Here is a 21,341-nt window from a genome sequence, read left to right as displayed (position 1 = left end):
GCCTTGTCTCAATTACACCGTCACGCGCTGGTCAACGATACGAGGAGTTTCGCTGTGACAGCCATGCAACTGCCGAGACGTTGAGCAGCTAACTGCCTGTGCGAGAGAGGTGAGCAACACAGACGGATTAGGTCCGACGGGTGCCGCGAGCGCGATGCCGGCGAACCATCCCGTCGCGACGATGATGGAGACGATCGCGAGGCGGGTCTGCTGGTCAGTGGTCTTCGGGCTAGGGGTTCATTGATGGCTGCTTGCAGCGATGCGGGGGTCGTGTTTAGTTAAGGGTGAAAAGTGAAGCAGACGAATTTCTTGGAGTCCATGCCAGAAATCAGCCGCCTCAGCGGGCATAGAAACGGGATTGGTTTGGATTTTGTGGAGCGCGAACGGACACCCGAGCCGGCGATGAAGACTGGTATCAATCGTACGTTGTGGGGCTCTCACCACCGAATACCATCGAATAACTCGACTCGATGGGATATCCAACGATCAAAAAAAGGCGACTCACGATGGTCCAGAAAGCCTGCTTCAAACTAAACACTACCAGTGGCTCTAATGCGTTCACAGCACGAGGCCGTCGTCCACCCGAAGGACCTCACCGTTGACGTAGGTAGCGGCGTCACTCGCGAGGAACGTAATCACGTCGGCAACTTCTTCGGGTGTCGCCAACCGGCCACTCGCCGTGTTTTCGGCTACTTCAGACTCGTGGCCGCCTGTCGATTCCAGTAACTCCGTATCGGTGTAGCCCGGTGCAACCGCGTTCACCCGAATACCGTTACTCCCAAGTTCGCGCGCTGCCGCCCGAGTGAGGCCGAGCACACCGGCTTTGCTCGCTGCATAGTTTGCCTGTCCAGCCCATCCACGCAGGGCGGCGACGCTGGCGACGTTGACGATGCGGCCGTCTTCCTGCTCGCTCTGAAGTAACTGCTTCGTTGCTGCTTGCATGCAGTAGAACGTTCCTGAGAGATTCACGTCGAGGACTCGATTCCAGCGCTCGGGTGAGAGCCGGACGAGCAGGCTATTGGCGACTGTTCCGGCGTTGTTGATGAGTATCGTCGGTGTGCCGTATCGCTCGGTGATGACCTCGAAGGTGGCTGCCACCGCTTCGTGCTTGGCAACGTCGAACTGCTTGACGGCGGTCTCGACGGGATAGTCGGCGAGTAGTTGCTCGGTTGCCTCGGCATCCGCTTTGTTTTCGTGGTAGGTTGCGACGACGGTCGCGCCGCCCTGGGCTAGTCGCTGTGCGACCGCACGGCCGATACCACGCGTACCGCCGGTGACGACCGCGACCTCGCCGGTGAAATCCATCACGTGAACGCCTCCCGTGCGTCGGCAGGCGTTTCGAGAGTGAGACAGTCTATCTCCGGTGCGATTCGCTCGACGAGCGACGAGAGGACGCCAGCGGGCGGGAACTCGACGACTCGTTCGATCCCACGAGTCCGAAGCGTCTCGACGACGGTAACCCAGTCGACGGGCGACGTGATCTGGGTGGTCAGATCACGGCGGGCAATAGCTGGCGCTGTGTATGTCTCACCGGAAACATCCGACACGATAGGGACTGTCGCCTCGTGCATCGTCACCTCGGCCATCGCGGCTTCGACGCAACTGACTGCCGAGGCCATCACCGGCGAATGAAACGCCGCGCCGACGTCGAGTTTGCGGAAGCGGGCGCGAGACCTCGCTTGGAGTGTCTCTTGCACTGCAGCAACGCCGTCGCTCGTCCCGCTGATGACTGTCTGCCGCGGGGCGTTGTACAACGCGACGCCCACGTCATCCCGGGTCGAACACGCGTCATCGGTCGCCGCTGGGTCGGCCATAAGCACTGCAACCATCCGGCCCGGGCCGTCTTTGCTCGCCGCTGCCTCCATACAGCGGCCTCGATCGCGGGTGAGGGTAACCGCGGTTGCTGGCTCCATCGCGTTCGCTGCTGCAAGTGCGGTAAAGTGGCCGAGACTGTGACCGGTGACAATCGCTGGCTCGACGCCAAACCGCTCTGTGACTGCCTCGTGCGTCGCAATCCCCGTCGCCAGCAGAATCGGTTGCGTGACACTCGGCTGTTGGATCGCCTCGGCTGTCCCATCGAAACACAGTTCCCGCAGATCAATATCGAGCGTCGCGTCGAACGCGTCGAACGTTGCTCGCATCTCAGGCCACTCGTCGTAGAACGCACGCCCCATTCCTACGTGCTGACTGCCTTGTCCGGGGAAGACAAACGCGGTCCCTGAACGTCTCGTCAGTGACTCCGCGGTGACCATACTATCGAGGTGAGTCGCGGGGGCTGGTAATAGGGGTTATTGTCCCCGGACGCCGACGACAGTCACCGATCCGAGCGCGTAGCCAGCGGACTGATCGTGGCTGAGGCTGACCGCGATGTCAGCTGAGTCGGGATCGACGCCTTGCGCTGTGAGTGTTGATTCGAGCGCAGCTTGAGCAACTGGGGCTAACAAGAGCTGTGGACCGGTATCCCGCCGACAGACCTCAATAGCGTGGGTCGGAACTGTCGGTGACGGCGTTGTGAGGGTCTTGAGAAAAGCTTCTTTTGCTGCCCAGCGAGCGGCATAATGCTGGGGTGGATCGGCCTGTTGTTCACAGTAGGTCTGCTCGGTGTCGGTGAACACCCGATCGCGGAACGACTCGCCGAACTCCGCGCGGAGGTCACCGATACGGTCGATAGCGATGATATCGACGCCGTGACACACGGTAATCGGGTTTTCAAAGTCCGGTTCGAGGGGGTTATCGTCGGTCATCTCAGACACGCTCGAAGACGAGTGCGCCGTTGGTTCCACCGAACCCGGCGGACGTACTGATAGCCACGTCGACGGCCATCTCCCGTGGTGAGGTGACGACCGGAACGTCACAGTCTGGGTCGGGCGTTCTGTAGTTCAGCGTTAGGGGGATCGTCCCAGTGTTGATCGTCTGTGCGACGACGGCCGCCTCGATAGCGCCTGAAGCCCCCAATGCGTGGCCGAGATGACCTTTGACGCTCGTAACTGGCGGAACATTTGTGTCGGCGAACACTGACTGCAGACCTTCGGTTTCACGGGCATCGCCGACTGGTGTACTCGTCGCGTGGGCGTTAACGTGGTCGACAACCGATGGTCCGTGGCCAGCGTCGTCGAGTGCCCGTTCGATGCAGCGCCGCAGGCCGTCCCCACCTTCGGCCGGGCGCGTCCGGTGGTGTGCGTCGGCTGTCCGACCGATCCCGGTAACGGCAACGTATGGTCCCACACCTCGGTTTCGGGCATGTTCACGGGATTCGAGGATGACGATTCCACACCCTTCGCCAAGCACCAGTCCATCGCGGTCGGCGTCGAACGGGCGACTTGCCGCCCTCGGGTCGTCGGTGCGATTGCTGAGTGCGCGCATCGAGTCGAAACTTCCGACGCCCAGTGGCGAGATCGCAGCGTCGGTTCCTCCAGCGATCACGATATCGGCCCGATTTTGACGGATATCTTCGACCGCACTGGCGATAGCGTGTGTTCCTGCTGCACAGGCCGTTCCCGGCGCGCGATTTGGCCCCTTTGCATCGACGAACATACTGACGTGACCGGGGGCGAGGTTCGTTAGCGCGGTCACGAGAAACGAGGGGGCAGGGCGCTCGCCGGCGGCAGCCTCGATTTCCGAGAGACCGCCTAGTCCAGAGCCGATACTGGTCCCAGTTCGCTTGGCCGTCCAGTCCGGCGCAGCGGGATCGAACCCAGCGTCGTCGACCGCTTCGATGGCCGCAGCGACGGCAAACTGTGAATACCGACCCATCACTCGGTCGTCGATCGGGTCGTCGGGCGGAATCGTTTCGGGATCGGACTGGACCTCACAGGCGATGTCTCCCCGAATTCCGGCGGCTTCCGCGTCGAACCGCGTTATCGGACCTGCGCCGCTCGTGCCGTTGATGAGTTCCGCCCACGTTTCCGTAGCCGTCTCACCGAGGGCAGTCACTGCACCGAGGCCCGTCACGACGACATCTCTCGACGTCATTCAAGCGCGATCGGCGACGTAGCTCTTCAGGTCGCCGACGGTGTCTATGTCTTCGAGAGCCGCGTCGGGAATGTGGACGCCGATATCGGCTTCGATGGCCTCCGCGATCTCAACCATATCGAGCGATTCCGCGTCGAGTGTCTCACTGTCGAACTCCGTCGTCGCATCGAACGTGTCTTCGTCGACTCGTAGGCGATCCGCGACGATCTGTTCGGTCCGATCGTCGACTTCTTGAACGTCAGACATATGACTCACTTTCGGAGCATCGGCCAAAACCGCCTCGGTTCCAGTCGACTTCCGTTCGTTTGGGGGTTCAGGGACTCGCTCTCACTGCATTCATGGTTCGAGAACGACCTTTCCAACCGTCTCACGATTCGACAGCGCGTCGTGTCCCTTCCCTGCCTGTTCAAGCGGGAGTATTCTGTCGATAACGACCTCTAGACGACCCGTTCCAAGCGATTTCACGAGCGCTGGCACCGCATCGAGGACCCGCTCGGGGACGTGTTCGATTGCATGTTCGAGATGGTAGCCGACGACCGACTGATTCGCGAAGAAGAGTCGGGGAGTCGCCACTGTCGGGACCGAGCCGCTGGCCATTCCGAAGGAGACGATTCGTCCGGCGGGGGCAAGCGCCTCGACGCTTGCTGTGAAGGCGTTCCCGCCGACGCCGTCGAGCACGAGATCGACGCCCTCGCCGGTAGTCAGTTCCTGTACGGCATCGGCTACGTCTGTCGTCGTGTAGTCGATCGCGTGATCCGCACCGAGATCAGCTGTAAGTGTACGCTTCTCGGCAGTACTCGCGGTGGCGTACACCGTTGCGCCAGCAGCATCGGCCAGCTGGACGGCGAGCGATCCGACGCCACCGGCTCCGGCGTGGACGAGAACGCGCTCGCCAGCCGACAGCTTGCCCCACCCGTGGAGTGTGTTGTGGGCGGTCAGCCCCTGAACGGGCAGCGCTGTCGCTTCGGCCATCGACAGCGAGTCTGGAATCCGGATGGTCGTCTCGATCGGCGCTGTCGCGATTTCCGCGTAGCCGCCACGAGACGTAAGTGCCGCGACTCGATCACCGGGCACCAGATCAGTCTTTGCTCCGGTGTCGTCATCGTCGCCAATTTCGAGGACTATCCCGGCGACTTCCAGTCCGGGGACGAACGGGGGACTCGGACTGTCAGGATAGTTCCCGCGGCGTTGCTCGATGTCGGCGAAGTTGATGCCTGCGGCCTCAACGGCGATACTGACCTCACCGATTGTTGGCTCGGGCACAGGTCGCTCTGTGAGTGCCAGTTCGTCACTATCACCATACGCAGACACTTCGATTGCGCGCATGGTCACTGTACTCGCCCAGATCTTCGGCCAGATCGACTCACTGATTCGTCGCCAAATAGTTGCTCGAGTCGGTTCTCACGCTGGTCGGTGACGAACGAAACGAGGTCGCTTCCATCGGGACCCGGAAAGTGTTTCCAGCCCATCGCCCCGACGACGGCATCGACCGGCGCAGCGAGATCGCTAACGGTCTGTCTGACGAGGGTTTCTTCGACCGCTCCGGTCTCCAGCAAGTTCGTTAGCCGCTCCATCCCGTATCCGACGTGGCGGCCTTCGTCTTGTCTGACGGCTCCGAACCCCTCTACGAGTCCCGGAAGCGATGGGCCGTCTGTGTTCGACCCGAACGTCTTCTCGATGGCGTAAAATCCAGTTTGTCCGAAAACTCCTTCGATGGTAAGATGGTAGTGGCAGTAGGCTCTGGCGCGTGTCTCGGGACGATCGTCTGTTCGCAAGCGATCCATCGCGTCGGTTGTCCGGTCAAACACTGTCTCGTAGGGTTCGGTGAACCATCGGTCGGCAGTCGGATCGGTTCTTTCCAGTCCACGTGCCGCTTCGACCGGGTTGATCACCTCCTTCCAGTACCGATCGAAGAAGGCTGCGTGCTTGGCCTCTTCGTAGACGTGACTCGCGACGAACCGCTGGTCTGCAGGCTCCTTGACGGTCGCTGCCAGTGGAATGAGATCCTCGGTGACGCGCTCCTCGCCGGCACCGAACATTGCCACGGTCGCACGGAGTTGCGTGAACGATCGTCGCCTGATCCCTTCGAGTACATTCTGATCTGTCGAGAGATCGATCTCGTAGGGACTCCAGTGGCGCTCGACTGCGTGACGGAAGTACCGCGCTGCGGTGGCTTCCTCCTCTGTTCCCATGGCGTGACAGTTCGACAACGGGTGGGATAAGAATGGCCGTTCGAGATGGGCAGCGGCAACTAGCTCCGGATCTTCGTTCTCGCCGATGACTTCATCGGGACTCTCATCACTGGCGATTGTCACGATCTGCTCACCGTGTGTCTCTTCCGGGAAATTGGGAACCGCGGGAACCGACCAGAACATCGCCTCCGAGAAGACCTCTTCGGGGGCGTCCGCCATGCGGCCACGCCATGCAGAGAGTATCTCGTGTGCCGTCGCGCCCGGGTACATCAACTTATATCGACCCTCAAAGGGAGGAACGCTCCAATTCGGTACGGATGTATGTCTACGGATTGCGCAGTAGGGGTGATGTAGACATCGTTCAGTACAGAGTGTGTATCTTGCAGGAGCGTCTTCAAACTACCCGGCGGCTGACAAAATCACCGTGCTGAATAGAGGGCGCGGGCCGTGTTTAGCCGCCGAAATTCGAGGAGTACGGGTCTGTAGTACGTGAGTGGTTACAGCCGATTCGGAAATGGAGCTAACGTAGAGGAGCGTGTCTCGACCACATCTCCGTTTCAACTGCTCTACCGAAGATTGAGGAACACCATCGCCTCGGTCCGTGGTCAAAACTCTCAACGATGACATGTATATGCTGACCTGAAACCGATATAGAGCCGTTCTCGAGCACGTCTAAACAAAGCCGAGGGCGCGTATTCAGCACGCTCCTCATGCCGTGAAATGATAGTTGTGAACGGGATTCAACGTGTAGATAGCTGTCTGAAGTAACCCTATCGGATGCTCAGATCTACTGTGGGTCGTGATCAAGGTTCGCGAATTCGAACCGCGCCCCGCCGTCCTCGCTCTCGACGACACGGCACTCCCAGTCGTACACCTCCGCTAACTCGTTGACGAACGCCAACCCGAGGCCAGTCCCTCCTCTATCGCCCGCCGTCGTGTACCCCTCCTCGAACACGGCGTCGTGCTTGTCCGGCGGAATCCCAATCCCATCGTCAGACACGTAGAACCCGTCCTCGAGTTCGCCGACCGTGACCGTGACGTTGCTCCCACCATGTTCGACCGCGTTCTCGAACAGGTTTCGGAACAAGTGGTACAGGTACGTTTCATCAGTGTGTAGCCTACGCTTGGTTTCGATGTCCAGCATCGCATCCAGGGTGTCCACCTCGGTCCACGCCTCGCGTGCGGCGTCCGCAAGATCGACCGCCGTCTGCTTGCCGACCGCCTCGCGGCCCCGGGTCAGCACCAACATTACGTCGATCATCTCATCAATCCGATCGAACGCCTCCGTGACGTACTCGACCGCATCCGCGTCCGTCTCACTCGGCAATTGCTGGCTGTAAATCTGCCCGATATTCACCGGGTTGCGGAGTTCGTGGGCCAGCATACTGGCGAAATTATCTAATCGCTTGTTCTGGTTCTGGAGGTGACGCTCGCGCTCGGTCCGCTTGAGTGCGGCTTCCGCGGTCGCCGCGACGAGGTGGACGAGGTCCTGTGCGTCCATCGCGAACGTCTCCCGTTCGGCCTCGGTGACGGCGAGAACGCCGTACTGCCCGAGCGGCACCACCATCGTCCGACGGTCACCTGCCGCCATCTCGGGGGCGACTGATTCCACAAATCGCGTTTCACCCTTCCGAAAACTCGTCCAGAGGGTCGAGTCCGCATCGGCAGTAATAGCTGCCAACTGATTCGTGTTCAGCGCGGACTCGAACGACGTACTCACCGGGTCCAGCGCGTTCGCGTCCGGGTCGAAGCGGTACACGACTGCGTCGGCCAGTGCGGCGTCGTCCGTGAGTGTCTCGACGATGATGTCGCCAATCTCCGTCTCGGTCTCCGTGTTGAGCAACTTGCGCGTCGATTCCTGTAGCGCAGTGAGCGTCTGCTCGCGCTCCTTGCGCTTGATTGCGGCGATGGCGTGACTGATCGTCTCGCCCAGCTCGCTCAGCACCTCAATCTTGCGCTCGTCGAACGCGGACTCGCTCTCGGCGTACACCGTGAGCACGCCATATTCGTTCTCGTTGTACTGGAGCGGCACCGTGATTGCCGACTCGTAACCTTCCGCAAGCGAGGCGTCTCGCCACGGTTCATCCGAAAGGTTGCGGTGCAGCTGGTGAATGGGCTGGACTGTGTGCTCTTTCAGGGCAGTCGCCCCAACGCCGCGTTCCGTTCGCTCGGTGGGGTCCGCGTCCGCCGTCCGAATCGCGTCCAGATACGCCTCGTCGATGTTGGCCCACGTTCGGGGCGTGATGATTTTGTAGTCGTCGGTGTATTCGGCGATCCACGCTGCCGAATAGGTGTCCGAGGCGGCCAGTCGGTCACAGACCGCCTGCTCGATCTCCTCGCGGGAGGTGGCCGTGACGAGCGCCTGATCGATGTCGCGGATGACCGCATTGATCTGGTTGAGCTCGTCGAGTTCGTCGTGTTGCGTCTTGAGCCGTTGTTCGTACTCGTGGCGCTCGGTCATATCCCGAGTCACCTTGGCGAACCCGCGGAGGTTGCCGTCGTCGTCGTGGAGGGCCGTGATGATGACGTTCGCCCAGAACCGCGAGCCGTCTTTGCGGACGCGCTCGCCTTCGTCCTCGATGCGCCCGTTCTCCCGTGCCTTTTCGAGGTTTCGTTCGGGGCGACCCGCCTCGCGGTCCTTCCGGGTGTAGAACCGGGAGAAGTGCTCGCCGATGATTTCCTCGTCGTCGTATCCCTTGAGCTGTCGCGCCCCGTCGTTCCACGTCTGGACGATTCCGTCCGTATCGAGCATGAAGATGGCGTAGTCTTTGACCTCCCTGACGAGCGTCTCGAATCGCTCTTTCTCCGTGTGGAGGCGTTCCTCGTACTCGTGGCGCTCGGTCATATCCCGGGTGACCTTGAGGAATCCCTGTAGGTCCCCGTTGTCGTCGTGGAGTGCGGTGATGGTGACGTTCGCCCAGAACCGCGAGCCGTCCTTGCGGACGCGCTCGCCTTCGTCCTCGACGCGCCCGTTCTCATGTGCCTGTTCGAGATTCTGCTCGGGGCGACCCGCCTCACGGTCCTTCCGGGTGTAGAACCGCGAGAAGTGCTCGCCGATAATATCGTCCGCTGTGAAGCCCTTGATCTGTCTTGCGCCGTCGTTCCACGTCTGGACGTGGCCGTCGGCGTCGAGCACGAAGATGGCGTAGTCGGTGACCGCCTCGACGAGTTCGTCGAACTGTGCTTGCTTGAGTGTGGATGTCGAAGTCGATTGACTGACCTGCGATTGGACAGTTGGTCGCCACCAGATGCGGTGCGCCCCGTCGATGGCCTTAGTCTGGAGTTCTCCTTGGTTGGCAAGTGATTCGAGGTTGCTAGAGGCTGTGCGGGGTGGACAGTCTAACGCGTCAGCGACCTCGTTCGTCGTGAGTGGTGTATCGAACGCATCTCGCTCGGTGAACACATCGAGTGTCTCGGCGAGGGTGTGTTCCGACGATGGCCCTGACGTTCCCATGAGCGGTCAAAACTCACTGTATTCCTAAAAATCCTTGTAAACGAGTAGCACCGGTTACTACATCGCTTCTCGGCTTTCTTACCGTCTCCACGGTTTCACAATAACAGTAGTTGATAATCCGAGTCCTTTATTCAGACTGTCTGAAATTGAGGCGCTCAGATTCGGTAAGTAGGCACATCTACTGACTAGCGTATTCCATCTAGTCACTTTGTTCCCAGAAGACAGCTCTGAATTACCCGATCAAACTTTCTCGTATCCGAGAATCCATCCGTGGAGAACCGACGAGTCTGTTCCGATACCCAGTGGTGCGGACCTGAAAACGGCTTTCAAGAGGTAAAATCTTTCACGAGACATCTTCATCTCCTCAACGCGCGTAGGTAGTACCGAGGAAAGATGACTACTCAGCAACGACAGCAAGCTCAGGAGGCGTGGGACGCGATCGCGGCGGGCTACGACGAGTTCGTCTCCCCCACGCATGCACACGTTTCAAAGGCGGCCCTAGACGCCGCAGATCTTCGACCGGGAATGCGGTTCTTGGACGTGGCGGCAGGCGCCGGGGCCCTCAGCCTCCCCGCAGCGCGCCTCGGCGCGGAGGTGGTAGCGACGGACATCTCTCCAGACATGGTCGAGCGCCTCGCGGCAAACGTAAAGGAAGAGGGACTCTCCAACGTAGAAGCGCGGGTCATGGATGGTCACGCCCTCGAACTGGAGAACGATTCCTTCGACGTCTCCGGATCGCAGTACGGGGTCATGTTCTTCCCCGACCTTCCCCAAGCACTTGGGGAGATAGTTCGCGTCACTGAGCCCGGTGGCCGTGTCTTCATCGTCGTGTACGGAAATCCGAAGGAGGTAGAGTTCCTCGGTTTCTTCCTACGTGCTATGCGCGCGGTCATCCCCGACTTCGAAGGGCTTCCGTTGGACCCCACACCGCTCCCGTTTCAGGTGTCGGACCCCCAGAAGCTGCGCCAACGGCTCCAGGAAGCAGGACTGGAGGGCGTGCGCGTGGAAACAGTTGCCGAGGAGCTGGAGTTCCACTCCGGGCGACAGTTGTGGGACTGGCTGATGAACAGCAATCCCATTCCGGGGACGCTGGTGTCGGACACCACCGAGGAGCAACGTGCCGCGGCTCGCGAGGTGCTCGACGAAATGCTGCGCGAGCGCTCCGGTGGCAGCGGCCTCGCAGTTCTCACCAGCCCGGTGCACATCGGCATCGGGACGAAGTGATACAGCAACTGCCGGAAGGTGATTTTATCAGTAGTCTGACAATAGAAGCCCTGGAACGCCGAATTTCGGCTACCGCTTGCTCCTTTGTTCCACTTTGTTCAGGTGGCTGAAATCCGTGACGCAATCCGGTGCAATAAATAAATTCTGGAATATTCAAGGCATCGAAAACAAGCGATTTAGACGCTTAGAGAGACACATATATAAACAAACGCATGCCACCAGTGATGAAGTCTTGTCGAAGAGACACTGCTGGGGTAGTGATGGATACACAGTGCGCACTGTACAATTTTCTCAGTCTCCCGCGGACTCTCTGGAGGTGCGTTTTATGAATCTAGAATGTGTATTGTTATCATGGGCCAAAACAGATTCACTCCTGATCTCGAACTTAACAAGCTTTCCCCGGACGAGGCCTTCGCCACGTTGGGGAACGAAATACGGCTAGACATCATCCGAGTACTCTGGCGGGCAGGTGCCGCCTACGAATACGACGACGGCTCTGACGCCGTCGAGACAGTGCCATATTCTGAGTTACAAACCGAGATTGATATCGATGATAACGGGAAGTTCAACTACCACCTCTCGAAACTCACTCCTCATTTCGTCCGACGAACTGACGACGGATACCGGCTGAGCAGTGCGGGTAAGCAGATCGCCAGAACGGTGATAGCCGTATCCGGAGCAGGCCGCCTCAACTTCTCCCGGGAGATTGACAAGAATTGTCCGTTATGCGGGGCAGCCGTTGCGGTCACCTACGAGGATCAATGGCTCCGAGTCAGGTGTACCGAGTGCTACGGATTGTTCGGCGATCAGGCGCCGGCTGGGACGCTCTTCCTCACGAACTATCCAGCAGCAGGTCTGACGACCCGTGACTCTGAGCAAACACTCGCAACCGGACTCTATCGGTGTGCTCTGGACATAACCTATCTGATGTATGGTATCTGTCGTGAGTGTGCAGGACAGATCTCGTCGTCGGTGACGTTCTGTGACGTGCACAAAGTGAAAAACGGCCAGCCCTGCGATACCTGTGGAACACCATTCCCGGTTTGGGCAGACATGAAGTGTGATACCTGTGGGTTCGCCAAGCGGTTACCGGTCGAGATGTTCGCGACAGGTCTCGTCTTGGCGACCGAACTGACCGGCAATCCCGAGTTGGACATCGACTCACCGGCGGTTGACGAGGCCATCGAACTGCTTCAGAACAACGTCGAGACCGATATCTCGGCGAAGCCCCTCCGCGTATCACTCTCTATCGAGCTTGAGACGACGGTGTTCACTCTTACGTTGGACGACGAGATGAACATCGTCGAGTTCGATCGGGAACCACGGACTGACACCGTTGTTTCTTGACATCCTCCCCGCCCTAAAGGGCGAGGATTCCCCGAAGGGGATATTCAGGTTGCGCGTTTCCTCGGGCCTCAAATACGCTTTCGCGTGGGCCGTCGAAGGTCGCCGTCCAGTTGTGACCAAGGACGTGCTTTCCAGCGCATGTAGCCCTGTCAATGGGGCCTTCCTCCCTGTCAACTACAGGCGTCAACGACGGCTGGCTGTTCAACCAGCGAGGTAGCACGGGTCGCCTCACCCGAAGGCTACGGAAATCAGAGATTTCCGTGCGCCCGAAAACGCGCTGCGTTTTCGAGGATGTTAGGCCGTGCACGGTTCTCCCTCCCGTTGTGCGATATTCTCCGAAGCGTTCAGGTCGGCGTGTCGTCCACGACCGCACTCCGAACACGAGAAGTGGTCGCCATCACGGGTTCCCATCGAACCACACGCCGAACATCGCTGGCTGGTATGATAGGCGTCAACCTTCTCGACGCGAATACCAGCGCGTTCGGCTTTGTACGTGGTGAACTGTTGGAGTTGGTGGAAGTGCCAGGAGTGAACGCCCGACCACGAACTGTTCTCGCGGATGCCTTCGAGGTCTTCCAGCCGAATGACGGGGTTCTCGAACTGTTCCGCGAACGTGATGAGGCGACGGGAGAGTTTGTGATTTAGGTCTTTGATTCGACGCTGCTCTTTGTCACCCACACGGTTACGTGCGCGAAGCGCACCCACTTGCGAAAGCGACTCGCGTAGGGAACGATATTTGCGTCGAACGTACTTCGCCTCACCACCAGACACCAACATCGACTCGTCTTTGCCGTAGGCTGTCACAGCGAGGATATGTCGTTCACCAATATCGACACCGATGGGCGTCTCACCCGACGTGTCGGCGTCGTATTCGATCTTGAACGTACAGAACCAATCGTCACCACGACGGTAGACCTGTAGACGGGTCTTGTCGGCATCTCCTTCAAGTAGTCTGTCTACGGGGTCTGCTATGTCGTCGTACACTTCTATCGGGGTGTACCACCATTGGGAGACGCATGGGAAGCCGACGACGACTGTGCCGTTCTCAGTCGTGTCGATTTCCCAATTCTGGTTGTTGACGGCGAACGGCTGGCTCTCTCGGTAGCGAACTGCTCCGTCCTCACTGTGGTCGGATTTGGCCTCTCGGATGGCTTGGTTCTGAATGGCCGAGTAGAGGTCGTTGTCGATGCTAGCCGTGGTCACGGATTTGCCGAAGTCGCCGTTCTCCCATCCGTCGATGCAGAACTGTTTGGTGCCACGGTAGAGGCGAGAGGCGCGTTGCCACTCTTTCCGTCGTGAGAGGGATGGGTTGTAGAACTTCGCGGTGACAGTCACCGTGACCATTACATTTGTAATTATGTTTGTTTGATTAAGTATCTGTTGGAATATCAGGCCGTGCTATTGTCGGTGGTTTGTGTAGTCGGTTGTCGGATTCATTCCCGCCCTAAAGGGTGGGGCTTTCTCCTCGCACTTTCGTAATCCGGACACTCTGGCCCTGTTAGAGAAATATTGTTCTCCTAATACATAAGTTCGAGCTCACCGCTAGCACTAGCTGCTCGGATCAGAGCACGATCCAGCGACGTGGCGTCCGCTACGTGGAGGTGCCTCGAGCCGACACAAGCGGTGGAACGGACGGCACAGAATGTGGTGAATGACTATGACAAGCAAACCGATGCCGAACAGCGAGTATACCACGGGGGGAACTCGATGACGGCAGTAGATCGCGGCAAGCAGGATCGCGTCCTCGATTGGGGCGGTTTCCCTGGCCGCTGGGAAATCACGCGTTCGACAGCGGACACGGACGGCGAACTGTTGGAAATGCGATTTGAGATCGAAACCATCCCGGAAGAAGGCCCGTTCGTCCACACCCATCCACATGCCGAGGAACGCTACGAAGTGGTTTCAGGTGTGCTGGAAGTGTACATGGATGGGGAATGGATGGAGGTAACGGCTGGTGAGGAACACACCGTCCCTCCAGGCACGGCCCATACATTCAGGAACACGACCCCCGTCGAGATCATAAACGTCCACGAGCCCGCCCTACAGCACGAGGCGTTCTTCCGTCGGTTCCACGAACTCGTCACGGAGCGGGGTGTGTCATTGCCTCCGGAGGGATTCAACGACATCCTGCTGTTGGCGATGCTGACGACGGAACACGAGGAGGATATCTACGCGGTGAGTCCGCCGCATTGGGCCTTCAAGGTCCTGACTGTCCTCGGACGTGTGTTGGGATACCGTCTGCCTGACTAACCGATGGCGAAGATGACATGATGACTTCCAATACGGCTCTGTTGAAATCCTCAGAGAGTTACAGGTTCGAGCAATAATGTGACCGAATGTAGGCCCTCCCAAAGTCGCAGTTGCTTCGGTTCGTTGAGCAGGCGTATCACTTGGCTCGGCGAACTGTTGCCCGCTACTCTTCGAAGTTCTCGAAACAGCGGTACACACTTCACCAGCACATCGTCCTGCTTTGTCTCAAGGTGCGAAAGAATACGACGTACCGAACCCTGCTTGACGAACTCATCGAGATGCCTCGGATTCGGAGGGCCATCGAACTGGAGGAACTCTCCTCCCCTTCGACGTTATGTAAGGCGTTCAACCGGCTCAGTATGGCGGTTTGGCGCGTCTTGCTCAATCTCTCGGTCACACTCCTCCCGACCAACGGTGTCGTTGGAATCGACGCCTCCGGCTTCGACCGTAGTCACGCCTCGAAACACTACACCAAGCGAATAAAGTTGACGATTCAGCAGTTGAAAGTCACGCTCCTCGTAGACACGGGATCGAACGCAATTATCGACTTACACGTAACGACGACACGAAAACACGACTCGCAAATCGCACCCTCGCTCATCAAGCGGAATTCCGGGGAAGTAGCGGTTCTCCTTGGCGACAAGGGATACGACGAACAGGCTCTGTTGAAATCCTCAGCAGGTGACAAGTCCTGCCCCGGTTGTGGGCAATACAGGTGAAAGAAGTAGCAGCAGTACAAGCCATCTCTTCAAATCAGTCGCATCCGGGTTGTTGACGGCTAATTTCCTCTCCATCCAGCACTATTTTGAAAAGATAGTCCCCACATTGACCAGTACTCGCTACCCATTCGGCAGAGTCAACGGCTGTATCCACTAAAATACGATATTCTCCTGATTGAGTTGCGACATTAGACATATCCCTTGCTTGGCCAGCGCTAATGGTAATTTCCTCCGTGAATTCTGGTTGTTCATTCTCTGAAGACGTGAGCGAGGCTGTGAACGCTACTGTATGGTCTGTATCCCCTTCATTATGAATCAGGATTCCTTTTGGCGGGCCTACTTTCCCACAGTGACAGTCATCATCGTCATCAAGGCCGGCAGTACATCCCGACAAACTGACGCTAAAAAGGAGAGTGCTATTTTGAAGGAGCTCTCGCCGGTTCATACTTCACTTAAATAACTATTTAGATAAGTAATTGACCGATGGTAAAAACCGCATTTGAGGAACCACCTCTCACCCAATTCTGATTTTTGGTCACTACGCACGTCTATTAAGCGGTTGGTTCCTGCCTTCTTGTGAGTAACGAGCGATGGGTAAGACAAGTGGAGAGGTTGTCAATCCAGTTGCGAGAGGTTACCATGTTGTTCTCGGCGTGCGAGCTCACGGACGAACAACCGGAGCTGATGGACAAGATCATCGCGATCGTCATACGAGTAGATGCGAGCGTCCCACCGATCTTGCACGGCAGCAATCATCGCACTCCGAACACCGGACTCGTGGATGAACAGGACCCGTTCTTGCTGTGCAGCCGCCGACGTTCGCTCATCGTGTTCACGAAAGATCGCCTCAAGAACGGAACCGGTTTCGATGCCGACACCGAGGTTATCCCCAATCCTCGGGACAATATAGATGATGGCGTTACTGGCGAGCGCGAATTCGATACTCTGTGTGGCAGCGTCCATCTCCTCCAGCGGGATGTCGATATCGATGGCTAGAAACGCATTGACACCTGGGTCAGTCCGAAGCCGATCGCGGGCGTAGAGCAGTAGACCGAGTACTGCCTCCTGCTGGTCGAGATCCACGTCCGACCCGACAAGCGAACCGAAATCAACGGTCTCTGGGATCGAACGGAGTGCCTCGCCGTCGTCCTCTGCGGCGTTCTGCAGTGCATCGACGTCGAACGTCTTGTATGGGCCCATCAGATAGACGAGAAAGCGTGAATGGGCGAGGTCACCGAGTTCGCCGAGTAGACGGTCGCGCATGATGTCCTCATCTTGCATCCGTATATAAATACGCTGCTTTTCTGTGACTGCTGAGTCAGCGAGCACTTATGGTTCTGCTTGCGTAACTACTGTATATGGCCGAAACCGGACGTTCGTCTTCCGATAGAAACGATCTAGCTGGTCTCTTGCCGGAGCAGAGTCTCCTCTCGCTCGAAGCGTATCTGGAGATGCAGCGAGCGATCGGTAACGAAACCCGGTTTCGGATTCTCCATTTCCTTACCGAACAAGGTGCTCACAGTGCAAAAGAGCTTGAAGAGGAACTCGACCTTCCGTCGAACACGCTGCACTACCATCTCGATACACTCGTCGACGTGGGACTTGTCGAGAATCGCAAACGGAAGACGCCTGACAGCGACAGTCTCTACTCGTATTATCGGGCCACCTCACTCGGCGAGGGAATACTCGAACACGGCGTTCGAGAACTGATGCGCGAGGAGTGGGACCTCCTCGATGCGTACGGTGACTCGTAGGAGTACTCCCAGTCCTCCGGCCACACTGATCGCTCAATATGCACGCGCACCTAACGGGAATTACAGACTGCAGTCCGTGAATAGAAAGATGCCATCGTGCTGAACCTTTCCTCTGTATCGGTCACGCCGTTACTGACAGTCACAGAATAGTTCGCAAAGCCGATACTGCATACAGGTCTAGAAGTAATCATGGAAATGGTGATCCATAGAGCCACAGGTACGGATCTATTCAGCCACAATACGATCTGCTCACCGTGCTACTGCCAGCTCCCGAATTATAATATGAAAGGAAGTGTTAGGACACGGAGCAGCTAGCGTCTCTGTGACTGTTCGTTTTTCATCCATGACTGCCTGAACATCGTACTCGCCGCCATCAACGATATTGTTTGTCTCTATATCTTGCCCACCTCCTAGTTCAAAAGTACGTTCGTAAACCACGGATTCTGTTCCTGTATCCGTGAGTTTGACCACAATATTATGGGGGGTCTCCTGATGGTTCTGAACATAGAGGTACGCATGCTCTTCAGTTAGCGTCGTACAGCCAGCGATAGTCGAAACTCCTCCAATGCCGCTAATGAGGGTCAGGAACGTTCGACGTGGCTGAGAATCTGGTATAGTTGAGATTCACATAGACTCCAGTAAATGCTTTGTCGTGATCAGGTCCACAACCAAATGACCCACCCAACAACAACGAGTCCGAGAGCGACGACGGCAGCTTGAACCGAGATGAGCGTCGCTGCGCCCACCGATGCGCCGGAGATACCGACTCCCCAAAAGACGTTTTCCATCCGTTCGTTCACGGTTGCGACGCCCTCTTGCCGCGTTTGTATCCATCGACGCATCGTCAGCACCACGCCGCCAGCAAGGCCGATTATGGTTACACCAACAGAGAAGGCTATAATTGCCCCCAGCGCCCAGGGAATATGGAGGTGGTGTCCGGAGGGGCCTGGGGTCGGTGTCATCTGAATATCAGTCGCAATTGAGGCCTCTATCCCGAACTCAGTCAGTAATACCTGTGTACAGTCACTCATGACTCCGAGACACTGGCGTGGTATTTGTTGGATATACTTTGTTTCAGAGAAATCCGGTATATATCTTGTGTTGCTCTCGTCCTGTATCGGGCGGTGAATTCGCACAGCTATTGGGCGAGTATACTGCCGCTCTCGGTCTAAAACAGAGCGACGGCTTGATCAATGCAGGGGATACAGCTACCAGCTGGCTGTTTGCAAGATCCCCATATTTGCAGTTTCAAAAGAAATGGAATTAAATAGCCTGCCAATGAGGAAGACAACGACGAAGGTACCGAACAAAATCAACACGGCTAGAAGGAAATCGATAGGACTTCCCGACCCCTCAAGACCATCTTGTAAGTAACGATGATTTATAAAGTTGATATTCCTTCAATCGGAGGCAAACAATTATAAGAGACAGCAGATCGACATGGGCAGCAAGTGTACCCATGTCGAGTGAGTCTAACGTCTCTTTCCCATGCCCTTGATACTTCCATCTAACACTCTGACTCAGAGCAGGGGCAGAAAACATATACCTGTACCATCAGGAACAAATTGATATGGCTCAGCCCTCCCGAAGACAGGTCCTTTCGGCCCTTTATGCAGGCAGTGTCGCCCTCCTCGCAGGCTGTACCGGACCAGGAAAACCGACCGATACGAATGATACCGACACACAGACGGTAAGGGACGGCACAACAATACCAACCGGATCGCCCCAGTCGATTCCGGACTTCCCCGGGGATACCGCCTCGAATGCGTGCCCACCCTTTGATGGTATCGAACAGGTCGTCTGCTATGGAGCGGTCGATCCTGAGGCGATGCCACTTGTCCTTGATCCAGAGACCCAGTCAGTCCAATCGGACCAGGCGACCGGGTTTACGCTCCGAAACCGGAGCCGACAGGAGTTTGAGACCAATTTCTATCACTGGCAACTGTACAAGCGCGTCAATGGCGACTGGTTCTACATCGCGCCCCAAGGCTCGCCACAACCGCTAACACCGCTTTCAGCTGGCAAGAAACACACGTGGACCGTCACAGTAGCGACCGGTCGCGTCAGCGACGGAACCTCCATCGAACGTGTCGAGGGGACGGAATCGCTCACTATCGCCGGCCTCGGCGGCGGCCACTACGCGTTTGGGATCGACGGGTGGTTCACAACTGAGTCACACGAAAAGAGTATCGCGCTCGCAGCAGGGTTCGAGTTGAACGCCGACCCGCTCCAGTTGACGCCAACAGCAGCAATCGCGGAGACAGAGTGGGATGGTGAAACGCTCGTCGCATATTTGACGCGCGGCGAGCCCGATGACGAAGCCGACCACCCCGATGCGTTCGTTCTCGAACGCACCGACGGTTCTGAGACCGATGCAAAACGAGTCATCGTCGAGCAGGTCGTTCGCAACGACCAGTTGCGCGACGCTCTCGCATTGAGCCGAAAATACGACGCCGACCGGGTCCGATTGGAGGAGTTCAACCGCTCGATTCCGCCGTTCGGACTCCAAGAAGCACGCATGTACGAGTTCCGGGACAACGTCTATCGGGCGACTGCAAGCAAGGGCGGATCGTCGTAGTGTCGGTTTTGTGATCCAGAGGTTCAAACTAGGCACTTGATAGAGGTGATGTAGATATCGGCACTGTCTAGTTTAGGACCTCCTCAGCTGGAGTTCGATTGTTGAGCGATTGATGCGGTCGCTGCTGGTTATAGTAGTGCATGAACTGTTCAAGCCACCGGCGGACGCTAGCCCGACTGCCCACCCACGAGTGATAGAAGCGGTCAATGCGCATTTTGAGGGTGTGAAACCACTTTTCGATGAAGTTTCGGTCGATGGAGTCAAGCCGACCGCTCAGATCTAATCGAGCAAGGGCAGTCAGATAGCCGTAGCCATCGACGAGAAACACAGCTTCGGAGAGATCGTGTTTCTCGGCCATTCCATGCAGAAACGCCGCTACTGGATCGGTGCCACGGCGACCAAACACGGCGACATCAAGGAGCAATTTTGTCTCGGTGTCGATTGCAGCATACAGCCAAGACTGCTCGCCAGTGTGCGTTCCCTCCATTGCAAATATGGCGTCGGCCGTCTCCACATTTTTCCAGCAGTGGTTTAAAACGTCCATCCCGGAAATCGCCGACCATCCAGATAATTCCGCCTTGCAACCTGTCGACGTTAACATGGATAGCGACGAAGGGCTCGAACTCCATTTCGTGGGGATGAATCTCTCGAAGGCGTGGTCGATGGTGGGTATCGCCAGTGCACTTACTGGCCAGTCTACCGTCAAAGTGCTTGAACGAGGTGCACAGCGCTATGTTGAGCATAGCTTGGAGCTGGCATTCACCAACGACTACGCGGGCGCACACTGGCTCTCATCCTTCGTTCTGTACTTGTTGACCAGAAACGAAGGTGGAATCGCGCCCAATCAGTGAGTAGATGGGAACGTCAGTAGTCACGCTATATCGACGAACTCTGGACTCGCTATTGATATTGTTGGAGGAACGATTCGACTTCCGCCGAAATCAAGCCCGGTGCTTCGCCGGGACCGCTGTGGCTGATACCGTCGAATTCGATGAGACGGCTATGTGGGAGCGCCTCGTGAATGCCGCAGGCACTCTCACGGAGGAAGTCCGGCCCGTTAGTGCCCGTCATCACGAGCACGGGCGCTGGGACATCGAGCGTAGCAGGTAGCTGGTACTGTTCGACGGCACGGTTCATGCGGACGACTTCTTCGGCGAGTTTCACGCAGTCCGGCCAGACCGGCCACTCTGCCAACCACGTATCAAGATCGTCGATGCCGTCGGGGTGGAGGACCTGCTCAATGTAGCGTTTCACTGCCTCTTGGCGTTCACCGTTCTTAATGAGTGCTGCCATTCGGTCGGCGAGATCGGCGTTGTTCCGGTAGTCGTCAGGGAGGACCGCCGGTTCGTATGTGAGGACCGCTTTGACCGCAGCATCCGTTGCGGCCTCGACTGCCGTCAGCGCACCATAGGAGTGACCGAACAAAATCGGCTCGCCGTCGACAGTGTCAACGAGCGAGCGCACGTACTGCACCTCATGATCCAGTATCTCACCGGGGCGTGTTTCTGCGGAGTCATTGATACAGGTCCCGAACCCCGGTCGCTGCGGGATCACAGCAGCATACTCATCGAAGTATGGCAGGACCGCATTCCAGTACTGACGGGGGGCCATTCCACCGTGAAGGCAGATTAGTGGTTGCCCGTCGCCGTGTCGTTCGTATGCTATCTCGGTGCCATCACTGGATTGTGTCGATACCATGCGACTCTGTGTTTGAGAACAACGAAGCTAAACCGTTCTCTCAATCATCCGGGTATTGAAAAGAGGAGTGGATGTATACAAAATATCATCATTATAATAGTGGGTTGAAAATTGTCGAAATTGGTTATAAAAAACACCCGAAAGATCGGTCTT

The 21,341-nt window shown here is 57.4% G+C and carries 19 protein-coding genes and 1 pseudogene; 7 read left to right on the top strand and 13 right to left on the bottom strand.

Going from position 1 to position 21,341, the window contains the following annotated elements; translation table 11 throughout:
- Positions 1-558: 558 nt before the first annotated feature.
- The 8 genes from E4S61_RS16925 to E4S61_RS16890 form a co-directional block, all read right to left on the bottom strand.
- Positions 559-1,305 (bottom strand): SDR family NAD(P)-dependent oxidoreductase, encoded by a 747-nt coding sequence (locus tag E4S61_RS16925; protein WP_135305140.1) that lies wholly within the window; start codon positions 1,303-1,305, stop codon positions 559-561.
- Entirely contained in the window at positions 1,305-2,252 is a 948-nt protein-coding gene (locus E4S61_RS16920; protein WP_135305139.1) for an ACP S-malonyltransferase, read from the bottom strand. The genes E4S61_RS16925 and E4S61_RS16920 overlap by 1 nt, the downstream gene beginning before the upstream one ends.
- Before the next feature lie 36 nt (positions 2,253-2,288).
- Positions 2,289-2,744 carry a holo-ACP synthase gene (locus E4S61_RS16915; RefSeq protein WP_135305138.1) on the bottom strand — a complete coding sequence of 152 codons (456 nt, stop codon included), beginning with the start codon at positions 2,742-2,744 and terminating at the stop codon, positions 2,289-2,291.
- Between the two features lies 1 nt (position 2,745).
- Positions 2,746-3,972: a beta-ketoacyl-[acyl-carrier-protein] synthase family protein gene (locus E4S61_RS16910; protein WP_135305137.1), complete on the bottom strand. Its 1,227-nt coding sequence runs from the start codon at positions 3,970-3,972 to the stop codon at positions 2,746-2,748.
- Positions 3,973-4,218, bottom strand: coding sequence for a phosphopantetheine-binding protein (locus E4S61_RS16905; protein ID WP_135305136.1), 246 nt, complete (start codon positions 4,216-4,218; stop codon positions 3,973-3,975).
- 90 nt (positions 4,219-4,308) lie between these two features.
- Positions 4,309-5,298 (bottom strand): quinone oxidoreductase family protein, encoded by a 990-nt coding sequence (locus E4S61_RS16900; protein WP_135305135.1) that lies wholly within the window; start codon positions 5,296-5,298, stop codon positions 4,309-4,311.
- Between the two features lie 2 nt (positions 5,299-5,300).
- On the bottom strand, positions 5,301-6,434 hold the full coding sequence (locus tag E4S61_RS16895; protein ID WP_209309533.1) for a ferritin family protein: 1,134 nt from the start codon (positions 6,432-6,434) through the stop codon (positions 5,301-5,303).
- A 517-nt stretch (positions 6,435-6,951) separates the two neighbouring features.
- The gene (locus tag E4S61_RS16890; protein ID WP_135305134.1) at positions 6,952-9,618 is read right to left on the bottom strand and encodes a PAS domain S-box protein; all 2,667 of its coding nucleotides are present in this window, start codon (positions 9,616-9,618) and stop codon (positions 6,952-6,954) included.
- Positions 9,619-10,011: 393 nt separating this feature from the next.
- On the opposite strand from E4S61_RS16890, the gene E4S61_RS16885 reads away from it, so the two are divergent.
- Positions 10,012-10,842 (top strand): class I SAM-dependent methyltransferase, encoded by an 831-nt coding sequence (locus E4S61_RS16885; protein WP_135305133.1) that lies wholly within the window; start codon positions 10,012-10,014, stop codon positions 10,840-10,842.
- 351 nt (positions 10,843-11,193) lie between these two features.
- Positions 11,194-12,189, top strand: a complete 996-nt coding sequence (locus E4S61_RS16880; protein ID WP_135305132.1) for a DUF7351 domain-containing protein — start codon at positions 11,194-11,196, stop codon at positions 12,187-12,189.
- Between the two features lie 294 nt (positions 12,190-12,483).
- On the opposite strand, the gene E4S61_RS16870 is transcribed toward E4S61_RS16880, so the two are convergent.
- Positions 12,484-13,533, bottom strand: coding sequence for an RNA-guided endonuclease TnpB family protein (locus E4S61_RS16870; protein ID WP_135305131.1), 1,050 nt, complete (start codon positions 13,531-13,533; stop codon positions 12,484-12,486).
- Positions 13,534-13,896: 363 nt separating this feature from the next.
- Here E4S61_RS16870 and E4S61_RS16865 point away from each other — a divergent pair, with 363 nt between their 5' ends.
- Together E4S61_RS16865 and E4S61_RS16860 are read left to right on the top strand one after the other, a co-directional pair.
- Positions 13,897-14,439 carry a cupin domain-containing protein gene (locus E4S61_RS16865; protein ID WP_209309532.1) on the top strand — a complete coding sequence of 181 codons (543 nt, stop codon included), beginning with the start codon at positions 13,897-13,899 and terminating at the stop codon, positions 14,437-14,439.
- A gap of 110 nt (positions 14,440-14,549) precedes the next feature.
- Positions 14,550-15,158, top strand: coding sequence for a transposase (locus tag E4S61_RS16860; protein WP_394346455.1), 609 nt, complete (start codon positions 14,550-14,552; stop codon positions 15,156-15,158).
- A 615-nt stretch (positions 15,159-15,773) separates the two neighbouring features.
- Here E4S61_RS16860 and E4S61_RS16855 read toward each other — a convergent pair.
- On the bottom strand, positions 15,774-16,439 hold the full coding sequence (locus E4S61_RS16855) for a DUF7509 family protein (protein WP_245180800.1): 666 nt from the start codon (positions 16,437-16,439) through the stop codon (positions 15,774-15,776).
- A 77-nt stretch (positions 16,440-16,516) separates the two neighbouring features.
- Between E4S61_RS16855 and E4S61_RS16850 the strand changes: the two genes are divergently transcribed.
- Positions 16,517-16,912, top strand: a complete 396-nt coding sequence (locus E4S61_RS16850) for an ArsR/SmtB family transcription factor (protein ID WP_135305130.1) — start codon at positions 16,517-16,519, stop codon at positions 16,910-16,912.
- A gap of 656 nt (positions 16,913-17,568) precedes the next feature.
- Here E4S61_RS16850 and E4S61_RS16845 read toward each other — a convergent pair.
- A complete protein-coding gene (locus E4S61_RS16845) occupies positions 17,569-17,943 on the bottom strand; it encodes a hypothetical protein (protein WP_135305129.1) in 375 nt (124 codons plus the stop codon).
- Positions 17,944-18,482: 539 nt separating this feature from the next.
- On the opposite strand from E4S61_RS16845, the gene E4S61_RS16840 reads away from it, so the two are divergent.
- Positions 18,483-19,490, top strand: coding sequence for a hypothetical protein (locus E4S61_RS16840; protein WP_135305128.1), 1,008 nt, complete (start codon positions 18,483-18,485; stop codon positions 19,488-19,490).
- Between the two features lie 67 nt (positions 19,491-19,557).
- Here the strand turns inward: E4S61_RS16840 and E4S61_RS16835 are convergent.
- Positions 19,558-19,959: pseudogene (locus E4S61_RS16835) on the bottom strand (integrase core domain-containing protein); the annotation flags it as partial.
- Positions 19,960-19,984: 25 nt separating this feature from the next.
- Between E4S61_RS16835 and E4S61_RS16830 the strand changes: the two are divergent.
- Positions 19,985-20,341: a DUF2891 family protein gene (locus E4S61_RS16830; RefSeq protein ID WP_135305127.1), complete on the top strand. Its 357-nt coding sequence runs from the start codon at positions 19,985-19,987 to the stop codon at positions 20,339-20,341.
- 49 nt (positions 20,342-20,390) lie between these two features.
- Here the strand turns inward: E4S61_RS16830 and E4S61_RS16825 are convergent, their stop codons facing one another.
- Positions 20,391-21,188, bottom strand: a complete 798-nt coding sequence (locus E4S61_RS16825) for an alpha/beta fold hydrolase (protein WP_135305126.1) — start codon at positions 21,186-21,188, stop codon at positions 20,391-20,393.
- Between the last annotated feature and the right edge of the window lie 153 nt (positions 21,189-21,341).

Origin of the sequence: Haloarcula amylovorans (genome assembly GCF_004681185.1) — an archaeon.
In the GTDB taxonomy this organism is placed as follows: domain Archaea; phylum Halobacteriota; class Halobacteria; order Halobacteriales; family Haloarculaceae; genus Haloarcula; species Haloarcula amylovorans.
The sequence above is the reverse complement of the archived record's forward strand: the minus strand, read 5'-3'. Positions and strand labels throughout refer to the sequence as shown.